This is a genomic window from Burkholderia stagnalis (assembly GCF_902830275.1).
In the GTDB taxonomy this organism is placed as follows: domain Bacteria; phylum Pseudomonadota; class Gammaproteobacteria; order Burkholderiales; family Burkholderiaceae; genus Burkholderia; species Burkholderia stagnalis.
Window position 1 is genome coordinate 47163 of the sequence record NZ_CADESW010000019.1, and the last position, 15832, is coordinate 62994.

At 69.0% G+C, this 15832-nt stretch carries 12 protein-coding genes; 5 read left to right on the top strand and 7 right to left on the bottom strand.

From position 1 onward, the window contains the following. Positions 1–40: 40 nt before the first annotated feature. The 7 genes from kdsA to HWY45_RS27285 form a co-directional block, all read right to left on the bottom strand. Complete coding sequence (kdsA, locus tag HWY45_RS27255) at positions 41–895, bottom strand: 3-deoxy-8-phosphooctulonate synthase (protein WP_059567502.1); 855 nt, start codon at positions 893–895, stop codon at positions 41–43. Further along, positions 892–2550 carry a CTP synthase gene (locus tag HWY45_RS27260; protein WP_059567504.1) on the bottom strand — a complete coding sequence of 553 codons (1659 nt, stop codon included), beginning with the start codon at positions 2548–2550 and terminating at the stop codon, positions 892–894. The genes kdsA and HWY45_RS27260 overlap by 4 nt, the downstream gene beginning before the upstream one ends. Before the next feature lie 145 nt (positions 2551–2695). Continuing rightward, the gene (locus HWY45_RS27265) at positions 2696–3526 is read right to left on the bottom strand and encodes an alpha/beta fold hydrolase (RefSeq protein ID WP_059567506.1); all 831 of its coding nucleotides are present in this window, start codon (positions 3524–3526) and stop codon (positions 2696–2698) included. A gap of 86 nt (positions 3527–3612) precedes the next feature. Next, positions 3613–6087 carry a DNA internalization-related competence protein ComEC/Rec2 gene (locus HWY45_RS27270; protein ID WP_059879002.1) on the bottom strand — a complete coding sequence of 825 codons (2475 nt, stop codon included), beginning with the start codon at positions 6085–6087 and terminating at the stop codon, positions 3613–3615. A 57-nt stretch (positions 6088–6144) separates the two neighbouring features. After that, a complete protein-coding gene (locus HWY45_RS27275) occupies positions 6145–6933 on the bottom strand; it encodes a TatD family hydrolase (RefSeq protein ID WP_059879055.1) in 789 nt (262 codons plus the stop codon). A 54-nt stretch (positions 6934–6987) separates the two neighbouring features. Further along, positions 6988–7746 (bottom strand): lipoprotein-releasing ABC transporter ATP-binding protein LolD, encoded by a 759-nt coding sequence (gene lolD, locus HWY45_RS27280; protein ID WP_081059765.1) that lies wholly within the window; start codon positions 7744–7746, stop codon positions 6988–6990. After that, positions 7739–8992, bottom strand: coding sequence for a lipoprotein-releasing ABC transporter permease subunit (locus tag HWY45_RS27285; RefSeq protein ID WP_059567512.1), 1254 nt, complete (start codon positions 8990–8992; stop codon positions 7739–7741). The genes lolD and HWY45_RS27285 overlap by 8 nt, the downstream gene beginning before the upstream one ends. Positions 8993–9142: 150 nt before the next feature. On the opposite strand from HWY45_RS27285, the gene HWY45_RS27290 reads away from it, so the two are divergent. The 5 genes from HWY45_RS27290 to HWY45_RS27310 all read left to right on the top strand — a co-directional run bounded on the left by HWY45_RS27290 (position 9143) and on the right by HWY45_RS27310 (position 15819). Further along, positions 9143–10207, top strand: a complete 1065-nt coding sequence (locus HWY45_RS27290) for a regulator (protein WP_150999048.1) — start codon at positions 9143–9145, stop codon at positions 10205–10207. Positions 10208–10221: 14 nt separating this feature from the next. Further along, positions 10222–11919, top strand: a complete 1698-nt coding sequence (gene recJ / locus HWY45_RS27295; protein ID WP_059809702.1) for a single-stranded-DNA-specific exonuclease RecJ — start codon at positions 10222–10224, stop codon at positions 11917–11919. Positions 11920–12046: 127 nt separating this feature from the next. Next, a protein-coding gene (gene prfB / locus HWY45_RS27300) for a peptide chain release factor 2 (protein WP_124483289.1) occupies positions 12047–13151 on the top strand; the annotation gives its coding sequence in 2 pieces (ribosomal slippage) (positions 12047–12127 and positions 12129–13151; 1104 coding nt in all). Positions 13152–13234: 83 nt separating this feature from the next. After that, positions 13235–14761 carry a lysine--tRNA ligase gene (gene lysS, locus HWY45_RS27305; RefSeq protein ID WP_059878996.1) on the top strand — a complete coding sequence of 509 codons (1527 nt, stop codon included), beginning with the start codon at positions 13235–13237 and terminating at the stop codon, positions 14759–14761. Positions 14762–15069: 308 nt separating this feature from the next. Continuing rightward, positions 15070–15819, top strand: a complete 750-nt coding sequence (locus HWY45_RS27310; RefSeq protein ID WP_059567519.1) for a glycine zipper 2TM domain-containing protein — start codon at positions 15070–15072, stop codon at positions 15817–15819. The last annotated feature ends 13 nt before the right edge of the window (positions 15820–15832 follow it).

The window sequence follows — 15832 nt, forward strand, 5'->3', positions numbered from 1 at the left end:
GCTACTGACGCGCGAAGCCGCCGCAAGGTTCATTCGGTCTTTAATTGAAATCGTTTTCCAGGAACGGATTGCGCTTCACCGCCTGGTCGAGCGTGACGAGCGTCTCGAGCAGCGCGCCCATCCGGTTCAACGGCACCGCGTTCGGGCCGTCCGACTTTGCTTCGGCCGGATTCGGGTGCGTTTCCATGAACAGGCCCGCGACGCCCGTGGCGACCGCCGCGCGCGCGAGCACCGGCACGAATTCGCGCTGGCCGCCCGAGCTCGTGCCCTGCCCGCCCGGCAGCTGCACCGAGTGGGTCGCGTCGAACACGACGGGCGCGGCCGTCTCGCGCATGATCGCGAGCGAGCGCATGTCGGACACGAGGTTGTTGTAGCCGAACGACACGCCGCGCTCGCACGCCATGAAGCGGTCTTCCGACAGCCCCGCTTCACGTGCCGCGTCGCGCGCCTTGTCGATCACGTTCTTCATGTCGTGCGGCGCGAGGAACTGGCCCTTCTTGATGTTGACGGGCTTGCCCGAGCGCGCGCACGCGTGGATGAAATCCGTCTGGCGGCACAGGAACGCGGGCGTCTGCAGCACGTCGACGACCGACGCGACCGTTTCGATCTCCTCGATCGAATGCACGTCGGTCAGCACCGGCAGGCCGAGCTGGCGCTTCACCTCGGACAGGATGCGCAGCCCCTCGTCCATTCCGAGGCCGCGAAACGACTTGCCCGAGCTGCGGTTCGCCTTGTCGTAGGACGACTTGTAGATGAACGGAACGTTCAGCTTCGCGCAGATCTCCTTCAGGCGGCCCGCCGTGTCGATCGTCATTTGCTCCGATTCGACGACGCAGGTACCCGCGATCAGGAAGAAAGGCTTGTCGAGACCGACCTCGAAATCGCACAGCTTCATGCTTGCACTCCGCGCGCTTGCTTGTTGGCGAGCGCGGCTTCGACGAACGACTTGAACAGGGGGTGACCGTCACGCGGCGTGGACGTGAATTCCGGGTGGAACTGGACGCCGACGAACCACGGGTGCATCGAGTGCGGCAGCTCCATCATTTCCGGCAGGTCCTCGCTCGGGGTACGGGCGCTGATGATAAGGCCGCCGGCTTCGAGCTGGGGCACGAAGCGGTTATTGACTTCATAACGGTGGCGATGGCGTTCGTTCACGTCCTTGCCATAGATTTCTTCCGCCATCGTGCCCGGCTTGATCGGGCAGCGTTGCGAACCCAGGCGCATCGTGCCGCCGAGATCGGATTCCTCGGTGCGCGTCTCGACCTTGCCTTCGCGGTCGTACCATTCGGTGATCAGCGCGACCACGCGTTCCGGCGTGTCCGGATCGAATTCCGTGCTGTTCGCCTGCTTCAGGCCGACGACGTCGCGCGCGAATTCGATCACCGCGAGCTGCATGCCGAGGCAGATGCCGAGGTACGGCACCTTGGACTCGCGCGCATAGCGGATCGCCGCGATCTTGCCTTCCGTGCCGCGACGGCCGAAACCGCCCGGCACCAGCACGGCGTCGAGATGCTTCAGGCTGTCGACACCGTTCGTCTCGATCTCTTCCGAGTCGATGTACTCGATGTTGACCTTGGTCGACGTGTGGATCGACGCATGGCGCAGCGCCTCGATCAGCGACTTGTACGACTCGGTCAGTTCGACGTACTTGCCGACCATGCCGATCGTCACTTCGTGCTTCGGGTTCTGCAGCTTCTCGACGAGCTCCGACCACATGCTCAGGTCGGCATCCTTCGGCGACAGCTTCAGCTCTTCGCAGATGATCCGGTCGAGGCCCTGGTCGTGCAGCATCTGCGGAATCTTGTAGATGCTGTCGGCGTCCCACACCGAGATCACGGCGTCTTCGGGCACGTTCGAGAACATCGAGATCTTCTTCGATTCGTCGTCCGGAATGGGGCGATCCGCACGGCACAGCAGCACGTGCGGCAGGATGCCGATCTCGCGCAGCTTCTGAACGCTGTGCTGGGTCGGCTTCGTCTTCAGCTCGCCGGCCGTCGCGACGTACGGCACGAGCGTGAGGTGCACGAAACATGCGCTGTTGCGGCCGAGGCGCAGGCTCATCTGGCGCGCGGCCTCGAGGAACGGCAGCGACTCGATGTCGCCGACCGTGCCGCCGATCTCGACGATCGCGACGTCCGGCTCACCGCAGGTGGCCGACGCGGCGCCGCGCTCGACGAACGCCTGAATCTCGTTCGTGATGTGCGGAATCACCTGCACGGTCTTGCCGAGATAGTCGCCGCGGCGTTCCTTGCGGATCACCGATTCGTAGATCTGGCCGGTCGTGAAGTTGTTGGCCTTGCGCATCTTCGTGCTGATGAAGCGCTCATAGTGGCCGAGGTCGAGGTCAGTCTCCGCTCCGTCCTCCGTCACGAACACTTCGCCGTGCTGAAACGGACTCATCGTGCCGGGGTCGACGTTGATGTAGGGATCGAGTTTGAGGAGGGTGACTTTCAGACCGCGCGATTCGAGGATCGCGGCGAGGGAAGCGGCGGCAATACCCTTGCCGAGGGAAGAAACTACGCCGCCGGTGACGAAAACATATTTGGTCATCGCTGGATGCTCGCGGGAAAAACGGATTATACCGTAAAGCCCGCGCTTCTCTCAGCAATTGACGTGATGATCGTACCCTATCCCGATATGCCGCACCGCAAGCGTCCGGCGCGCCGTAACCGGCCGGCCTGCCGGGCCGCGCGCGTCAGGCGCTCTGCGCGTACGCGACGCTCCCCTCTTCCGCGCGCAGCATGTTCAGCATCCGCTGCAATGCGCGCGCCGTCTCGAGCGGCCGCTCCATCGGAAACAGGTGGCTGCCCTCGAGCCATTCGATGCGCCCGCGCGTCGCCCGGCGCGTCGCATCGAGCCCGACCTGGCGCACTTCGCGCGAGCGGGTGCCGGCGAGGAAGCCGAGCGGCACCGGCACGCCGTGCGCCAGCCGCGGGCCGAGCGTATGCGGCAGCGTCCGGTAGATCAGGTATTCGACCTGGCGGTCGAACGCGAGCGTGCGCTCGCCAGCGACGTCCGCCTGCGGAATGCCGTAGTCGATGTAGTCGGCCAGCATCCGCTCGTCCCAGCGCGCGAACGCCGGCTTTTCGCGGAAGTGCCGCCACGCTTCGTCGCGGCTCGCCCAGTGCGTGCGCCGGTTGCGCGTCGCCGCGGCCGGCGACAGCCGCTCGTCGAGCCCCGCCCACTGGCTGGCGCGCAATGCACCGCTGCGCCAGCCGGCGATGATCGGCGAATCGAGCATCACCACGCCGCGCACCCATTGCGGCTTCTTCAGCGCGGCCATCAGCGACAGGTAGCCGCCGAGCGAATGGCCGACGAGCCACACCGGCCGCTCGTAGCGGCCGCCGATGTCGTCGAGCAGCTGCTCGACGAGGTGCGGCCAGTCGCGGGTGACCGGGTAGCGCCGGTCGTGACCGATCCGCTCGATGAAGCGCAGCTCGTAGTCGTCGGCCAGCTCGGCGAAGATCGTCCGGTACGTCGACGCCGGAAAGCCGTTCGCGTGCGAAAAATGGAGGATGTCCTTCAAGCGCCCGTGTCTCCTTTATCGGCCGGCGCCAGCGCCGCAGCGCGGGCTCCGGGCCCTTCCGTATGGCTATCGTCCCGCGGCGCGCGTCACCGGTCCATCCAGTAGCGGCGCTGCGCATCGCGGTGACGTTCGAGCCCGAAGCCACCTTCCGCCGGCGCGACGTCGAACCGCACCGCGCCGTCGCGATCGGTGCGCGGCAACGGAATTCCGCGCCCCGCGTAGCGTGCGAGGACGGTCGGGTGCGGATGCCCGAAACGATTGCGATAGCCTACAGGAAAAGCCGCGGCGAGCGGCCCGACCGAGTCGAGGAAAGGCTCGGTCGACGACGAGCGGCTGCCGTGGTGCGGGACGATCAGGATCTGCGCGGCGAGCGCGTCGCGATCCGCGGCGATCAGCCGGCGCTCGACGCGCGCGTCGATGTCGCCCGTCAGCAGCGCGGACGTGCCGCCCGCGTCGACGCGCAGCACGCACGACTGCGCGTTCGTCGCGCCGCCGTTGGGGCCGCCTTCCGGCCAGAGCACCGTAAACGTCACGCCGTCCCAGTGCCAGCGCTGCCCCGCCGCGCACGGCACGAGGCTCGCGACGCCGGCCGCCCGCGCGTCGCGCCACAGCCGGTTGCCGGCCGGCATGCCGCCCAGCAGCTGGCGCACGTCGATGGCCGCCTGGACCGCGGCGGCGCCGCCGGCATGATCGGCATCCGCATGGCTCAACATCAGCGTATCGAGCGTATGGAGACCGCGGGCGCGCAGGAACGGTACGACGATCCGCTCGCCGGCATGGGTCGATTCCGGCCCCGGTCCCGCGTCGAACAGCAGGGTTCGGCGCGCGGTCTCGACCAGCACCGACTCACCCTGCCCGACATCGAGCACGGTCAGCCGGAAGCCGCCTTCCGGCGGCCGGTCCGGCGCCGGCGCGACGAGCGGCAGCCACGTGAGCGGCGCCGCCCAGCGCAGCGGAAAGCCGCGCGGCAGCAGCGCCCATGCGACGCCCGCGCATGCGAGCAGCAGCACCGGCCAATCCGGCACCGGCAGCCAGAGCACGCTTCGCGGCCAGCCGGCCAGCCAGGCGAGCGCCGCCATCATCGGTTCGAGCGCCGCATGCGCGAGCCGGAAAGCGTACGCGTCGAGCGGCGCCGGCAGCGCGATGCCGGCCAGCACGACCGGCGTCACGACGCTGCCGACCCACGGAATCGCGAACGCGTTGGCGAGCGGCCCCGACACGGAAACCTGCGCGAACCATGCAACCGTCAACGGCGCGAGCCCGATCGTCACCGCATACTGCACGCGCGATGCTTCCATCACGCGCCGGGCGCCGCGCAGGCACACGGCGCGCAGGCGCTCGCGGAGCCCGCCGTCGGCCGGCGCGGCGCCGCTCGCGTGCACCGCGCGCCAGCCCGCAACGGCCAACAGGATGACGGCGACCGCGCCGAACGACAGCCAGAAGCCGGCCGACAGCACCGCCCAGGGATCGGCCAGCAGCATGCCGCCGAGCGCCGCGCACAGCACCGACGACGCCGGCACGCTGCGCCCCGCCAGATACGCGGCGCCACCGGCCGCGATCATCCACCACGCGCGCTGCGCCGGCACGTTGAAGCCGGCAAGCGCGGCGTACCCGAGCGACCCCGCCAATGCCGCGAGCGCGGCGACGTAAGGCGCGGGCACGACGAGCGCGGCCGCGTGCCGCCGCCAGCGGATACGCCGCCAGACCGCCGACGCGAGCCCGCCCGCAAGGCCGCCGACCATGCCGACGTGCAGGCCCGAGATGGCGACGAGATGGCTGGTGCCGGTGTCGCGCAGCACGCGCCAGTCGTCGCCGCCGATGCCGGATTGATCGCCGATCGCGAGCGCGGCGACGATGCCGCGGTGCGGCGCATTCGCGCCGAGCGTCGCGACGATGCGCGCCCGCAACCCGTCGCGCAGCCGGTCGATCGATGCCTGGAGGCCGCGCGCTCGCGCGTCGAGCAACGCCGCCCGTCGCGAGTCGGCCACGTAGCCGAGCGCGCGGATTCCCGCGCCGAGCCATGCCGCCTCGACGTCGCGCACGCCGGGATTCGCCTCGCCATGCGGCCGCTTCAGCCGCACCGTCAGCCGCCAGCGCTGCGCGGCACGCACGTCCGGGACGGCCGCCGGCGCCGTGCGCGCGCCGTATGTGCGCCACGACAGCCGGATCAGCGGCGGGAAACGGGCGAGCCCCGCGTCGTTCGATTCGACCGCGAACAGAAACCGCGCGCCGTCGTCACCGACGGCCGGCAGCCCCTTGACCACGCCCGTCACCGTGATGTCGCGCCCTTCCCATTCGACCGGCAGGCCGTCGCGCAGCCGCCATTCGGCCCGCGCTGCCGCATAGCCGAAGCCCGCGACGCAGGCGGCGGCCACGCACAGCGCCCAGCCGGCCGCCACGGTCGCGCGGGTCCGCCGAGCGCGACGCGCGCACGCGATGCCCGCCACCGCAAACGCCGCCAGCGCGGCTGTGCCCACCAGCCATCCCGCGACGCCCGGCAGCGCCGGCTGCCGCTGCAGCACGACGACACCGAGCGCGAACGCCACCCACCACACGCGCATTCCGCCTCCTCGCCAACCCGGCGGCGCCATCGCGAAACCGGCGCCTGCGGGAAACGATTATGCGGACGAAAGCGCGAGACGGGGCAGCGCGGCGCGCGCGTTAGCCGAAGTGGATAGGGCCAGCGCGGACGCGTCGATGCCGCGCAGTTCGGCGAGCACGTCGCCGATGCGCGGCACCTGGTCCGGCGTATTGCGGGATTTGTACGCCCACTCGGGCGCGATGTCGGGCGCATCCGTCTCGACGACGAGCGCGTCGACGGGCAGCTGCGCCGCCAGCCGGCGGATCTGCAGCGCACGCCCGAACGTGACGTTGCCGCCGAAGCCGAGATGCAGGCCCTGCGCGAGATAGGCTTCGGCCTGCTGGAAACTGCCGTTGAATGCATGGGCGATGCCGCGCCGCACGCCGAAACGGCGCAGCCCCGCGAGCACGCGGTCCTGCGACTTGCGGACGTGGCACAGCACCGGCAGGTCGAACTCGCGCGCGAGCTTCAATTGGCCCTGGTAGAAGAATTGCTGCAGCGCCTCGTCGAGCCCCGGCACGAAATAGTCGAGCCCGATTTCGCCGATCGCGACGAAGCGCGGATCGTCGATGCTCGCCTCGATTTCCATGCGCAGCAGGTCGAGGTCGCCGTCGCGCGCATGCGGCGTGTACATCGGATGGATGCCGAGCGCATAGACGGCCCCCGGCGTACGCTGCGCGAGTTCGCGCACCGTCGCGAAGTTGTCGCGTCCGACGCTCGGGATCACGATGCGCGACACGCCCGCTTCGCGCGCCGCCTGCGCGACCGCGTCACGGTCGGCGTCGAATTCGGCGGCATCGAGATGGCAGTGCGTATCGATCCACATGTCGGCATTCACCGGAGCGCCCCGTCGCGGATTGCGCCGGGGCAAGGGTTATCGTCAGACCGGCACGGCCGGCTCTTCGTGCAGCACGCCGTCGCGCAGCCGCATGGTGCGGTCGCACCGCGCGGCGAGATCGGGATCGTGCGTGACGATCACGAAGCTCGTTTCGAGCGTCTCGGACAGCTCGAGCATCAGGTTGAACACCGTATCGGCGGTGCCGCCGTCGAGGTTGCCGGTCGGCTCGTCGGCGAGCACGCACGCGGGCTTCGTCACGAGCGCGCGCGCGATCGCGACGCGCTGCCGCTCGCCGCCCGACAGCTCGCCCGGACGATGCTTCGCGCGCGCGCCGAGCCCGACCCGCTCGAGCATCGCCTGCGCTTCGGCGCGCGCGGCCTCGGTCGTCATCCGGCGGATGCGCAGCGGCATCGCGACGTTGTCGAGCGCGGTGAATTCCGGCAGCAGGTGATGGAACTGATAGACGAAGCCCAGCGCGCGATTGCGCAGGTCGTTGCGCTCGCGCTCGCCGAGCTGCGTGAACGGCTTGCCGAGCAGCGACACCTCCCCCGCGCTCGGTTCGTCGAGCCCGCCGAGCACGTGCAGCAGCGTGCTCTTGCCGGAACCCGACGCGCCGACGACCGCGAGCTTCTCGCCGCGCCGCACCGACAGCTCGGTGTTGTTGAGCACCTGCACGTTGAAGCCGCCCTGCACGAATGCCTTCGTGATGCCGCGCGCCTGAAGCACGTATTCCTGCATACCTGCCGAATCCTGGTTGAGTGGTTGAGTGGAACCCGCGAACGCGGCGGCGCGGTCATTCATAGCGCAGCGCCTCCGCCGGCTTCACCTTCGCGCCGCGCCAGCTCGGGTACAGCGTCGCGACGGCCGACAGCGCGAACGCGATCAGGCCGATCCTGATCACGTCGCTCGCGACGAGTTCGGACGGCAGTTCGCTGATGAAGTACACCGACGGCGGCAGGAACTGCACGCCGAACGCATGCTCGATCATCGGGATCAGCCACGGGATGCTCCACGCGATCAGGCAGCCGAGCGCGACGCCGGTCGCGGTGCCGACGAAGCCGATCGTCACGCCCTGCACGACGAAGATCTTCATGATCGAGCCGGGCTGCGCGCCGAGGGTGCGCAGGATCGCGATGTCGGCCTGCTTGTTGGTCACCGTCATCACGAGCGACGACACGAGGTTGAACGCGGCCACCGCGATGATCAGCGTGAGGATGATGAACATCATCCGCTTCTCGATCTGCACGGCCGAGAACCAGGTCTTGTTCTGCTGCGTCCAGTCGCGGATGTACAGGCTGCCCGACAGCGAACGCGACAGCTCGAGCGCCACCTCGGGCGCCTTCTGCATGTCCGTCACCCGCAGCCGCACGCCGGTCGGCGCGCTCAGGCGGAACAGCGCCTGCGCGTCGCGGATATCGATCATCGCGAGCGTGCTGTCGTATTCATAATGGCCGGACTCGAAGATGCCGACCACCGTGAACTGCTTGAGCCGCGGCATCATGCCGGCCGGCGTGATCGTGCCTTCGGGCGCGACGAGCGTGATCTTGTCGCCCACCGTCACGCCGAGATTGCCGGCGAGCGCGTCGCCGAGCACGATGCCGAACTGGCCGGGCGCGAGCGCGGTGAGCCGGCCGGCCTTCATGTCCTTGCCGATGTCCGACACCTGCGGCTCGAGCGTCGGCTCGATGCCGCGCAGCATCACGCCGCTCACCGCGTCCTGGCGCGTCAGCAGCGCCTGCGCCTCGACGTACGGCGCCGCGCCGATCACCGACGGGTTGCGGCGCGCCTCCTGCGCGGTCAGCTGCCAGTTCGGCATCGAGCCGGTCGGCGAGAACACCTCGACGTGCGCGAGCACCGACAGCATCCGGTCGCGTACCTCTTTCTGGAAGCCGTTCATCACCGACAGCACGACGATCAGCGCCGCGACGCCGAGCGCGATGCCGAGCATCGAGACGAGGGCGATGAAGGAAATGAAGCCGTTGCCGGTCGTGCGTTTGCCGGCGCGCGTATAGCGCCAGCCGATCTGCCATTCGTACGGAAGTTTCAAGCGAATCCTTTCTGCTGGTTGCGGCGTGGGGAGCGGCCCGCGATGGCGGTCGCCGCCCGGCCCGGGCGGGGACGAAAACCGCCGCCGGACGCAAGCGGGCCGTCGGCCCGCCCGATCACGCGCGCAGTTTGCCATACAATGCGCACCATCATGCACGACCGACGCCTCCATTTTCTCGTTCCGTTCGCGCTGCCGTCGGCGGCCGATGCGGCCTCGTCCCTGCACACGCTGGACAGCCCCGCGCTCGAAAAGTTGCTGTCGCGCGCGAGCCTCGTCGAACGCGTGGCCGGCGAGGACTTCCAGCGCACGCTGCCGCACGAGCGCTGGCTCGCCCGCCAGTTCGGCGCGGCCCAGGGCAGCGCCGCCGACGAGGCGCCGCTTGCCCCGTACATGCTGCTCGCCGACGGCGGCGAGCCCGGCGAGCACGCATGGGCCTGCGTCGAGCCCGTGCACGTCGAAATCGCGCACGACCACCTCGTGCTCGTCGATCCGGCCGCGCTCGCGCTGGACGACGGCGACGCAGCCGCGCTGCTCGCGGTCGCCCGCCCGCTGATCGAGGAACTCGGGGTCCGGCTCGAAGCGCCCCGGCCGACCCGCTGGTACCTGTCGAGCGAGCAGCTGCGCCATCTGGCCGGCGCCGCGCCGCTGCGCGCGAGCGGCCGCAACATCGAAATCTGGCTGCCGCACGAGGCGCACACCGGCGAACGCTCGCGGATGTGGATGAAGCTGCAGAACGAGGTGCAGATGGCGTGGTTCCAGCATCCCGTCAACGAAGCCCGCGAGGCGCGCGGGCTGCCGGCCGTCAACTCGATCTGGTTTCACGCGCAGGGCACGCTGAAGCCCGTCGCCAAGCCGTTCGCGCGCGTGCTGTCCGCGGCGCCGGCGGCGCTCGGCCTCGCCCGCGCGGCCCGTGCCGACACCGGCGCGCCCCCCGCCGCGCTCGACGCGCTCGCACCCGCCGACGGCACAACCCTTGTCGAGCTGTCGACGCTCACCACCCCATTCATCGAACAGGACTGGGCACGCTGGCACGACGCGCTGGCCGCGCTGGAACGCGACTGGTTCGCGCCGGCCCTCGCCGCGCTGCAACGCGGCGAGCTGGCGAGCGTCGAGCTCACGCTGTGCGGCGACACCAGCTCCGCGACCCTGCGCGCGACGCGCGGCGACCTGCGCAAGTTCTGGCGCCGCCGCGCGATCGCGTCCCTGTTCGAATAAAGAAGCGACCCAGCATGACCCGCATCGTTACCCGTTCCGTCGCGCCCGCCGACGCCGAGGCGCTTGCCCGCCACGGCCTGCACCCGGTGCTCGCGCGCCTGTATGCCGCGCGCGGCGTGCAATCCCCGACCGACATCGAGACCGCGCTCGCGCGGCTCGTCCCGCCCACCGAACTGAAAGGCTGCGCCGACGCGGCCGCGCTGCTCGCCGACGCGATCGCCGACAAGCGGCGCCTGCTCGTCGTCGCCGACTACGACTGCGACGGCGCGACCGCCTGCGCGGTCGCGGTGCGCGGGCTGCGGATGTTCGGCGCGCAGATCGACTACCTGGTGCCGAACCGCTTCGAGTACGGCTATGGCCTCACGCCCGAGATCGTCGAACTGGCGGCCGCGCGCAAGCCCGACCTGCTGATCACGGTCGACAACGGCATCGCCAGCGTCGCGGGCGTCGAAGCCGCAAACGCGCGCGGCATCGACGTGCTCGTGACCGACCACCACCTGCCCGGCGACGCGCTGCCGGCCGCACGCGCGATCGTCAACCCGAACCAGCCGGGCTGCGCGTTCCCGAGCAAGCACATCGCCGGCGTCGGCGTGATGTTCTACGTGCTGCTCGCGCTGCGCGCCGAGCTGCGCCGCCGCGGCGCGTTCCCGAGCAAGGAAGCCGAGCCGCGCCTCGACGGCCTGCTCGACCTCGTCGCGCTCGGTACCGTCGCCGACGTCGTGCGGCTCGACGGCAACAACCGCGTGCTGGTCGCGCAGGGGCTGCAGCGGATCCGCAACGGCCGGATGCAGCCGGGCATCGCCGCGCTGTTCCGCGCGGCCGCCCGCGACGCGCGCACCGCGTCGGGCTTCGATCTCGGCTTCGGCCTCGGGCCGCGGCTGAACGCGGCCGGCCGGCTGTCGGACATGTCGCTCGGCATCGAGTGCCTGACCACCGACGACGTCGGCCGCGCGTGGGAGCTCGCGCAGCAGCTCGACACGATGAACCGCGAGCGCCGCGAAATCGAGGCCGGCATGCAGCAGCAGGCGCTCGCCGATCTCGCCGACGTCGATCCGGCCGACGCGTGCACGATCACCCTGTTCAACCCCGAATGGCACCAGGGCGTGATCGGCATCGTCGCCGGGCGCCTGAAGGAGAAATTCCACCGCCCGTCGTTCACGTTCGCGCACGCGGACGAGCAAGGCACGCGTGTCAAGGGCTCCGGCCGATCGATCCCCGGTTTCCACCTGCGCGACGCGCTCGACCTCGTGTCGAAGCGCGAGCCGGACCTGATCGTCGCGTTCGGCGGCCATGCGATGGCGGCCGGCCTGACGCTCGACACCGAGAACGTGCCGCGCTTCGCGGCCGCGTTCGAGGCCGTCGCGCGCGAATGGCTGTCCGACGACGCGCTCGCCCGCGTGATCGAGACCGACGGCGAGCTCGAGGATGCGTACTTCACGCCGCAGTTCGTCGGGCTGCTCGACGAGGCCGTCTGGGGCCAGGGCTTTCCGGCCCCGCTTTTCTCCGGCGAATTCGACGTCGTGTCGCAGAGCCTCGTGAAGGAAAAGCACCTGAAGCTGCAGCTCGCGCGCGGCCGCCAGCGCTTCAACGCGATCTGGTTCAACCACACCGAGCCGCTGCCGGCGAGCGCGCTCATCGCGTACCGCCTCGTTGCCGACACGTGGAACGGCGTCACGCGCGTGCAATTGATCGTCGAGCACGCAGCGGCATAAAGGAAGACGGGCGGGGAAGGCGCGAACACGCAAACGCCCCCCGCCGGCACCCTGAGCCGCCGTCCGGCCGACCCTCCCGATCGGCTATAATTCCGCTTTTTTACGAAGCACGAAAAGCGAAACGATCATGGAAGCGGAACGTCTCAACGCGATCGAAAGCTCCCTGCTCGACCTGCGCAACCGCGCAGGCGAGCTTCGGGGGTATCTTTGACTACGACGCCAAAGCTGCGCGTCTGACCGAAGTCAACAAGGAACTCGAAGACCCGAACGTCTGGAACGATTCGAAGAACGCCCAGGCGCTCGGCCGCGAAAAGAAGCTGCTCGAAGGCGTCGTCACGACGCTGACGGCGCTCGATAGCGACCTGCGCGATGCGCTCGACCTGTTCGAGATGGCCCGCGAGGAAAACGACGAAGACACCCTCGTCGCATCGGAAGAAGACGCCGCGAAGCTCGAGGCGCGCGTGGGCGACATCGAGTTCCGCCGGATGTTCTCGAACCCGGCCGACCCGAACAACTGCTTCATCGACATCCAGGCCGGCGCCGGCGGCACCGAGGCGTGCGACTGGGCGTCGATGCTGCTGCGCCAGTACCTGCGCTACTGCGAGCGCAAGGGCTTCAAGGCCGAGGTGCTCGAAGAATCCGACGGCGACGTCGCCGGCATCAAGAACGCGACGGTCAAGGTGTCGGGCGAATACGCATACGGCTTCCTGCGCACCGAAACGGGCATCCACCGCCTCGTGCGCAAGTCGCCGTTCGACTCGTCGGGCGGCCGCCACACGTCGTTCTCGTCGGTGTTCGTGTATCCGGAAATCGACGACTCGATCGAAGTCGAGGTCAACCCGGCCGACCTGCGCATCGACACGTACCGCGCATCGGGCGCGGGCGGCCAGCACATCAACAAGACCGACTCGGCGGTGCGGATCACGCACATGCCGACCGGCATCGTCGTGCAGTGCCAGAACGACCGCTCGCAGCACCGCAACCGCGCGGAAGCCATGGCGATGCTGAAGTCGCGCCTGTACGAAGCCGAGATGCGCAAGCGCCAGGCCGAGCAGGACAAGCTCGAATCGAGCAAGACCGACGTGGGCTGGGGCCACCAGATCCGCTCGTATGTGCTCGACCAGAGCCGCGTGAAGGACCTGCGCACGAACGTCGAAATGAGCAACACGAAAGCGGTGCTCGACGGCGATCTCGACGACTTCATCAGCGCGAGCCTCAAACAGGGCGTGTAAGCGCCGCGGCGCGGCCTGCCCGGGTCGCGCCGCCCTTGCCCTCCCCGTTTGCGTTGCCGCACCCACCCCGAATTCCGACCATCATGACCGAATCGACCCAAACGCAGCCCGCCGTCGCGGCGGACGAAAACCAGATCATCGCCGAGCGCCGCGAGAAGCTGCGCGCATTGCGCGAGCAAGGCGTCGCCTATCCGAACGACTTCCAGCCGACGCATCACGCAGCCGAGCTGCAGGCTAAATTCGCCGACTCGGACAAGGCCGCGCTCGAAGCGAACCCGGTCGAGGTAGCGGTCGCCGGCCGCATGATGCTCAAGCGCGTGATGGGCAAGGCGAGCTTCGCGACGGTGCAGGACGGTTCGGGCCAGATCCAGTTCTTCGTGACGCCGAACGACGTCGGCGCGGAAACCTACGACGCGTTCAAGAAGTGGGATCTCGGCGACATCGTCGCGGCGCGCGGCGTGCTGTTCCGCACCAACAAGGGCGAGCTGTCGGTCCAGTGCAAGGAGCTGCGCCTGCTGTCGAAGGCGCTGCGCCCGCTGCCGGACAAGTTCCACGGCCTCGCCGACCAGGAAATGCGCTACCGCCAGCGCTACGTCGACCTGATCGTCACGCCGGAAACGCGCGACACGTTCCGCGCGCGCACCAAGACGATCACGTCGATCCGCAATTTCATGAGCAACGCCGACTTCATGGAAGTCGAGACGCCGATGCTGCACCCGATCCCGGGCGGCGCGGCCGCGAAGCCGTTCGTCACGCATCACAACGCGCTCGACATGCAGATGTTCCTGCGCATCGCGCCGGAGCTGTACCTGAAGCGGCTGATCGTCGGCGGCTTCGAGCGCGTGTTCGAAATCAACCGGAATTTCCGTAACGAGGGCGTGTCGCCGCGCCACAATCCGGAATTCACGATGATGGAGTTCTACGCCGCGTACACCGATTACCGCTGGCTGATGGACTTCACCGAGCAGCTGATCCGCCAGGCGGCGATCGACGCGCTCGGCACCGCGACGATCCAGTACCAGGGGCGCGAGCTCGACCTCGCGAAGCCGTTCCACCGCCTGACGATCACGCAGGCGATCCAGAAGTACGCCCCGCAGTACACCGACGGCCAGCTGTCGGACGACGCGTACCTGCGCAGCGAACTAAAGCGCCTCGGCGTCGACGTCACGCAGCCGGCGTTCCTGAACGCGGGCATCGGCGCACTGCAGCTCGCGCTGTTCGAGGAAACCGCCGAAGCGCAGCTGTGGGAGCCGACCTACATCATCGACTACCCGGTCGAGGTGTCGCCGCTTGCACGCGCCTCGGACACGGTGCCGGGCATCACCGAGCGCTTCGAGCTGTTCATGACCGGCCGCGAAATCGCGAACGGCTTCTCCGAGCTGAACGATCCGGAAGACCAGGCCGCGCGCTTCAAGAAGCAGGTCGAGCAAAAGGATGCGGGCGACGAGGAAGCGATGTTCTTCGACGCCGACTACATCCGCGCGCTCGAATACGGGATGCCTCCGACAGGCGGCTGCGGGATCGGCATCGACCGTCTCGTGATGCTGCTGACCGACAGCCCGACGATCCGCGACGTGCTGCTGTTCCCCCACCTTCGCCGCGAAGACTGACCCGCTTCGCCTGCGCGCCCTGCGGCGCGCAGGCGACAGCTTTGTAACCGCGCGTAAATCCTGCCTGCCGGCACTCGCCGGCAGCCGATCCTCCCCCGTTTTATCTCCTCGCCGATTCGGCCTCTCCTGGGTTTTCCCGGTGCCGACGGACGTTTTCCCGCTGCGAATCGTTACAACTTGATACGGCGGCTCGCTCGCGCCTGGACGACACTGCCTTTGCAAAATAAACGCACGATCGCGTGCGAGCTTTGCATGGGACCGACACAAGCGCCGAGGCGCCCACTCCGGTCGACATAGGAGAGCAAAAAATGGACAACCCGAACCAGACCACGCCGCAAAAGCAACGCCTCCACCCGCTCATCGCCACCGCGGCGGGTGCCGTCATCGTCGCGAGCCTCGCGGCGACCGCCGCCATCACGGGCGTGTTCCCGAAGGCTACCGGCAACAACGAGCAGAACGGCCAGACCCAGGCCGCGCTGATCGCGTCGCAACCGGCCATCGACACGGCGGCGGCAGCCAGCGCCGCTCGCGCCGCGCAAGCACAGCAGATCGCGGCCCAGCAAGCCCTGCAGCAGCAACAGCAGCAGCCGGTCGCCCAGGCCCAGCCGCAACCCGCACCGCGTCCGGCGCCGACGCACCATCGCCGCCACGCGTCGACCGCACCGCAGCCGCCTCAGTATGCGCAGCAAGGTGGCGGTTACGCTCAACAACCGTCCCCGTCCTACTGCCAGACCTGCGGCACGGTCGTTGCGATCAATCAGACGCGCACGCCCGGCCAGAGCACGGGTATCGGCGCAGTCGGCGGCGCGGCGGCAGGCGGCCTGCTCGGCAACCAGTTCGGTCACGGCAACGGCCGTACCGCGATGACGGTGCTCGGCGCGCTGGGCGGCGGCCTCGCCGGCAACCAGGTCGAGAAGCAGGTGCGCGCGGAAACCGACTACCAGGTGCAAGTGCAGATGGAAAACGGCACGACGCGCACGTTCACGTATCACAACCCGCCGCCGTTCGGTCAGGGCCAGCGCGTGCGGATCGAGAACGGGACGCTGGTCGGCGCGTAACCGATCCGCTGCG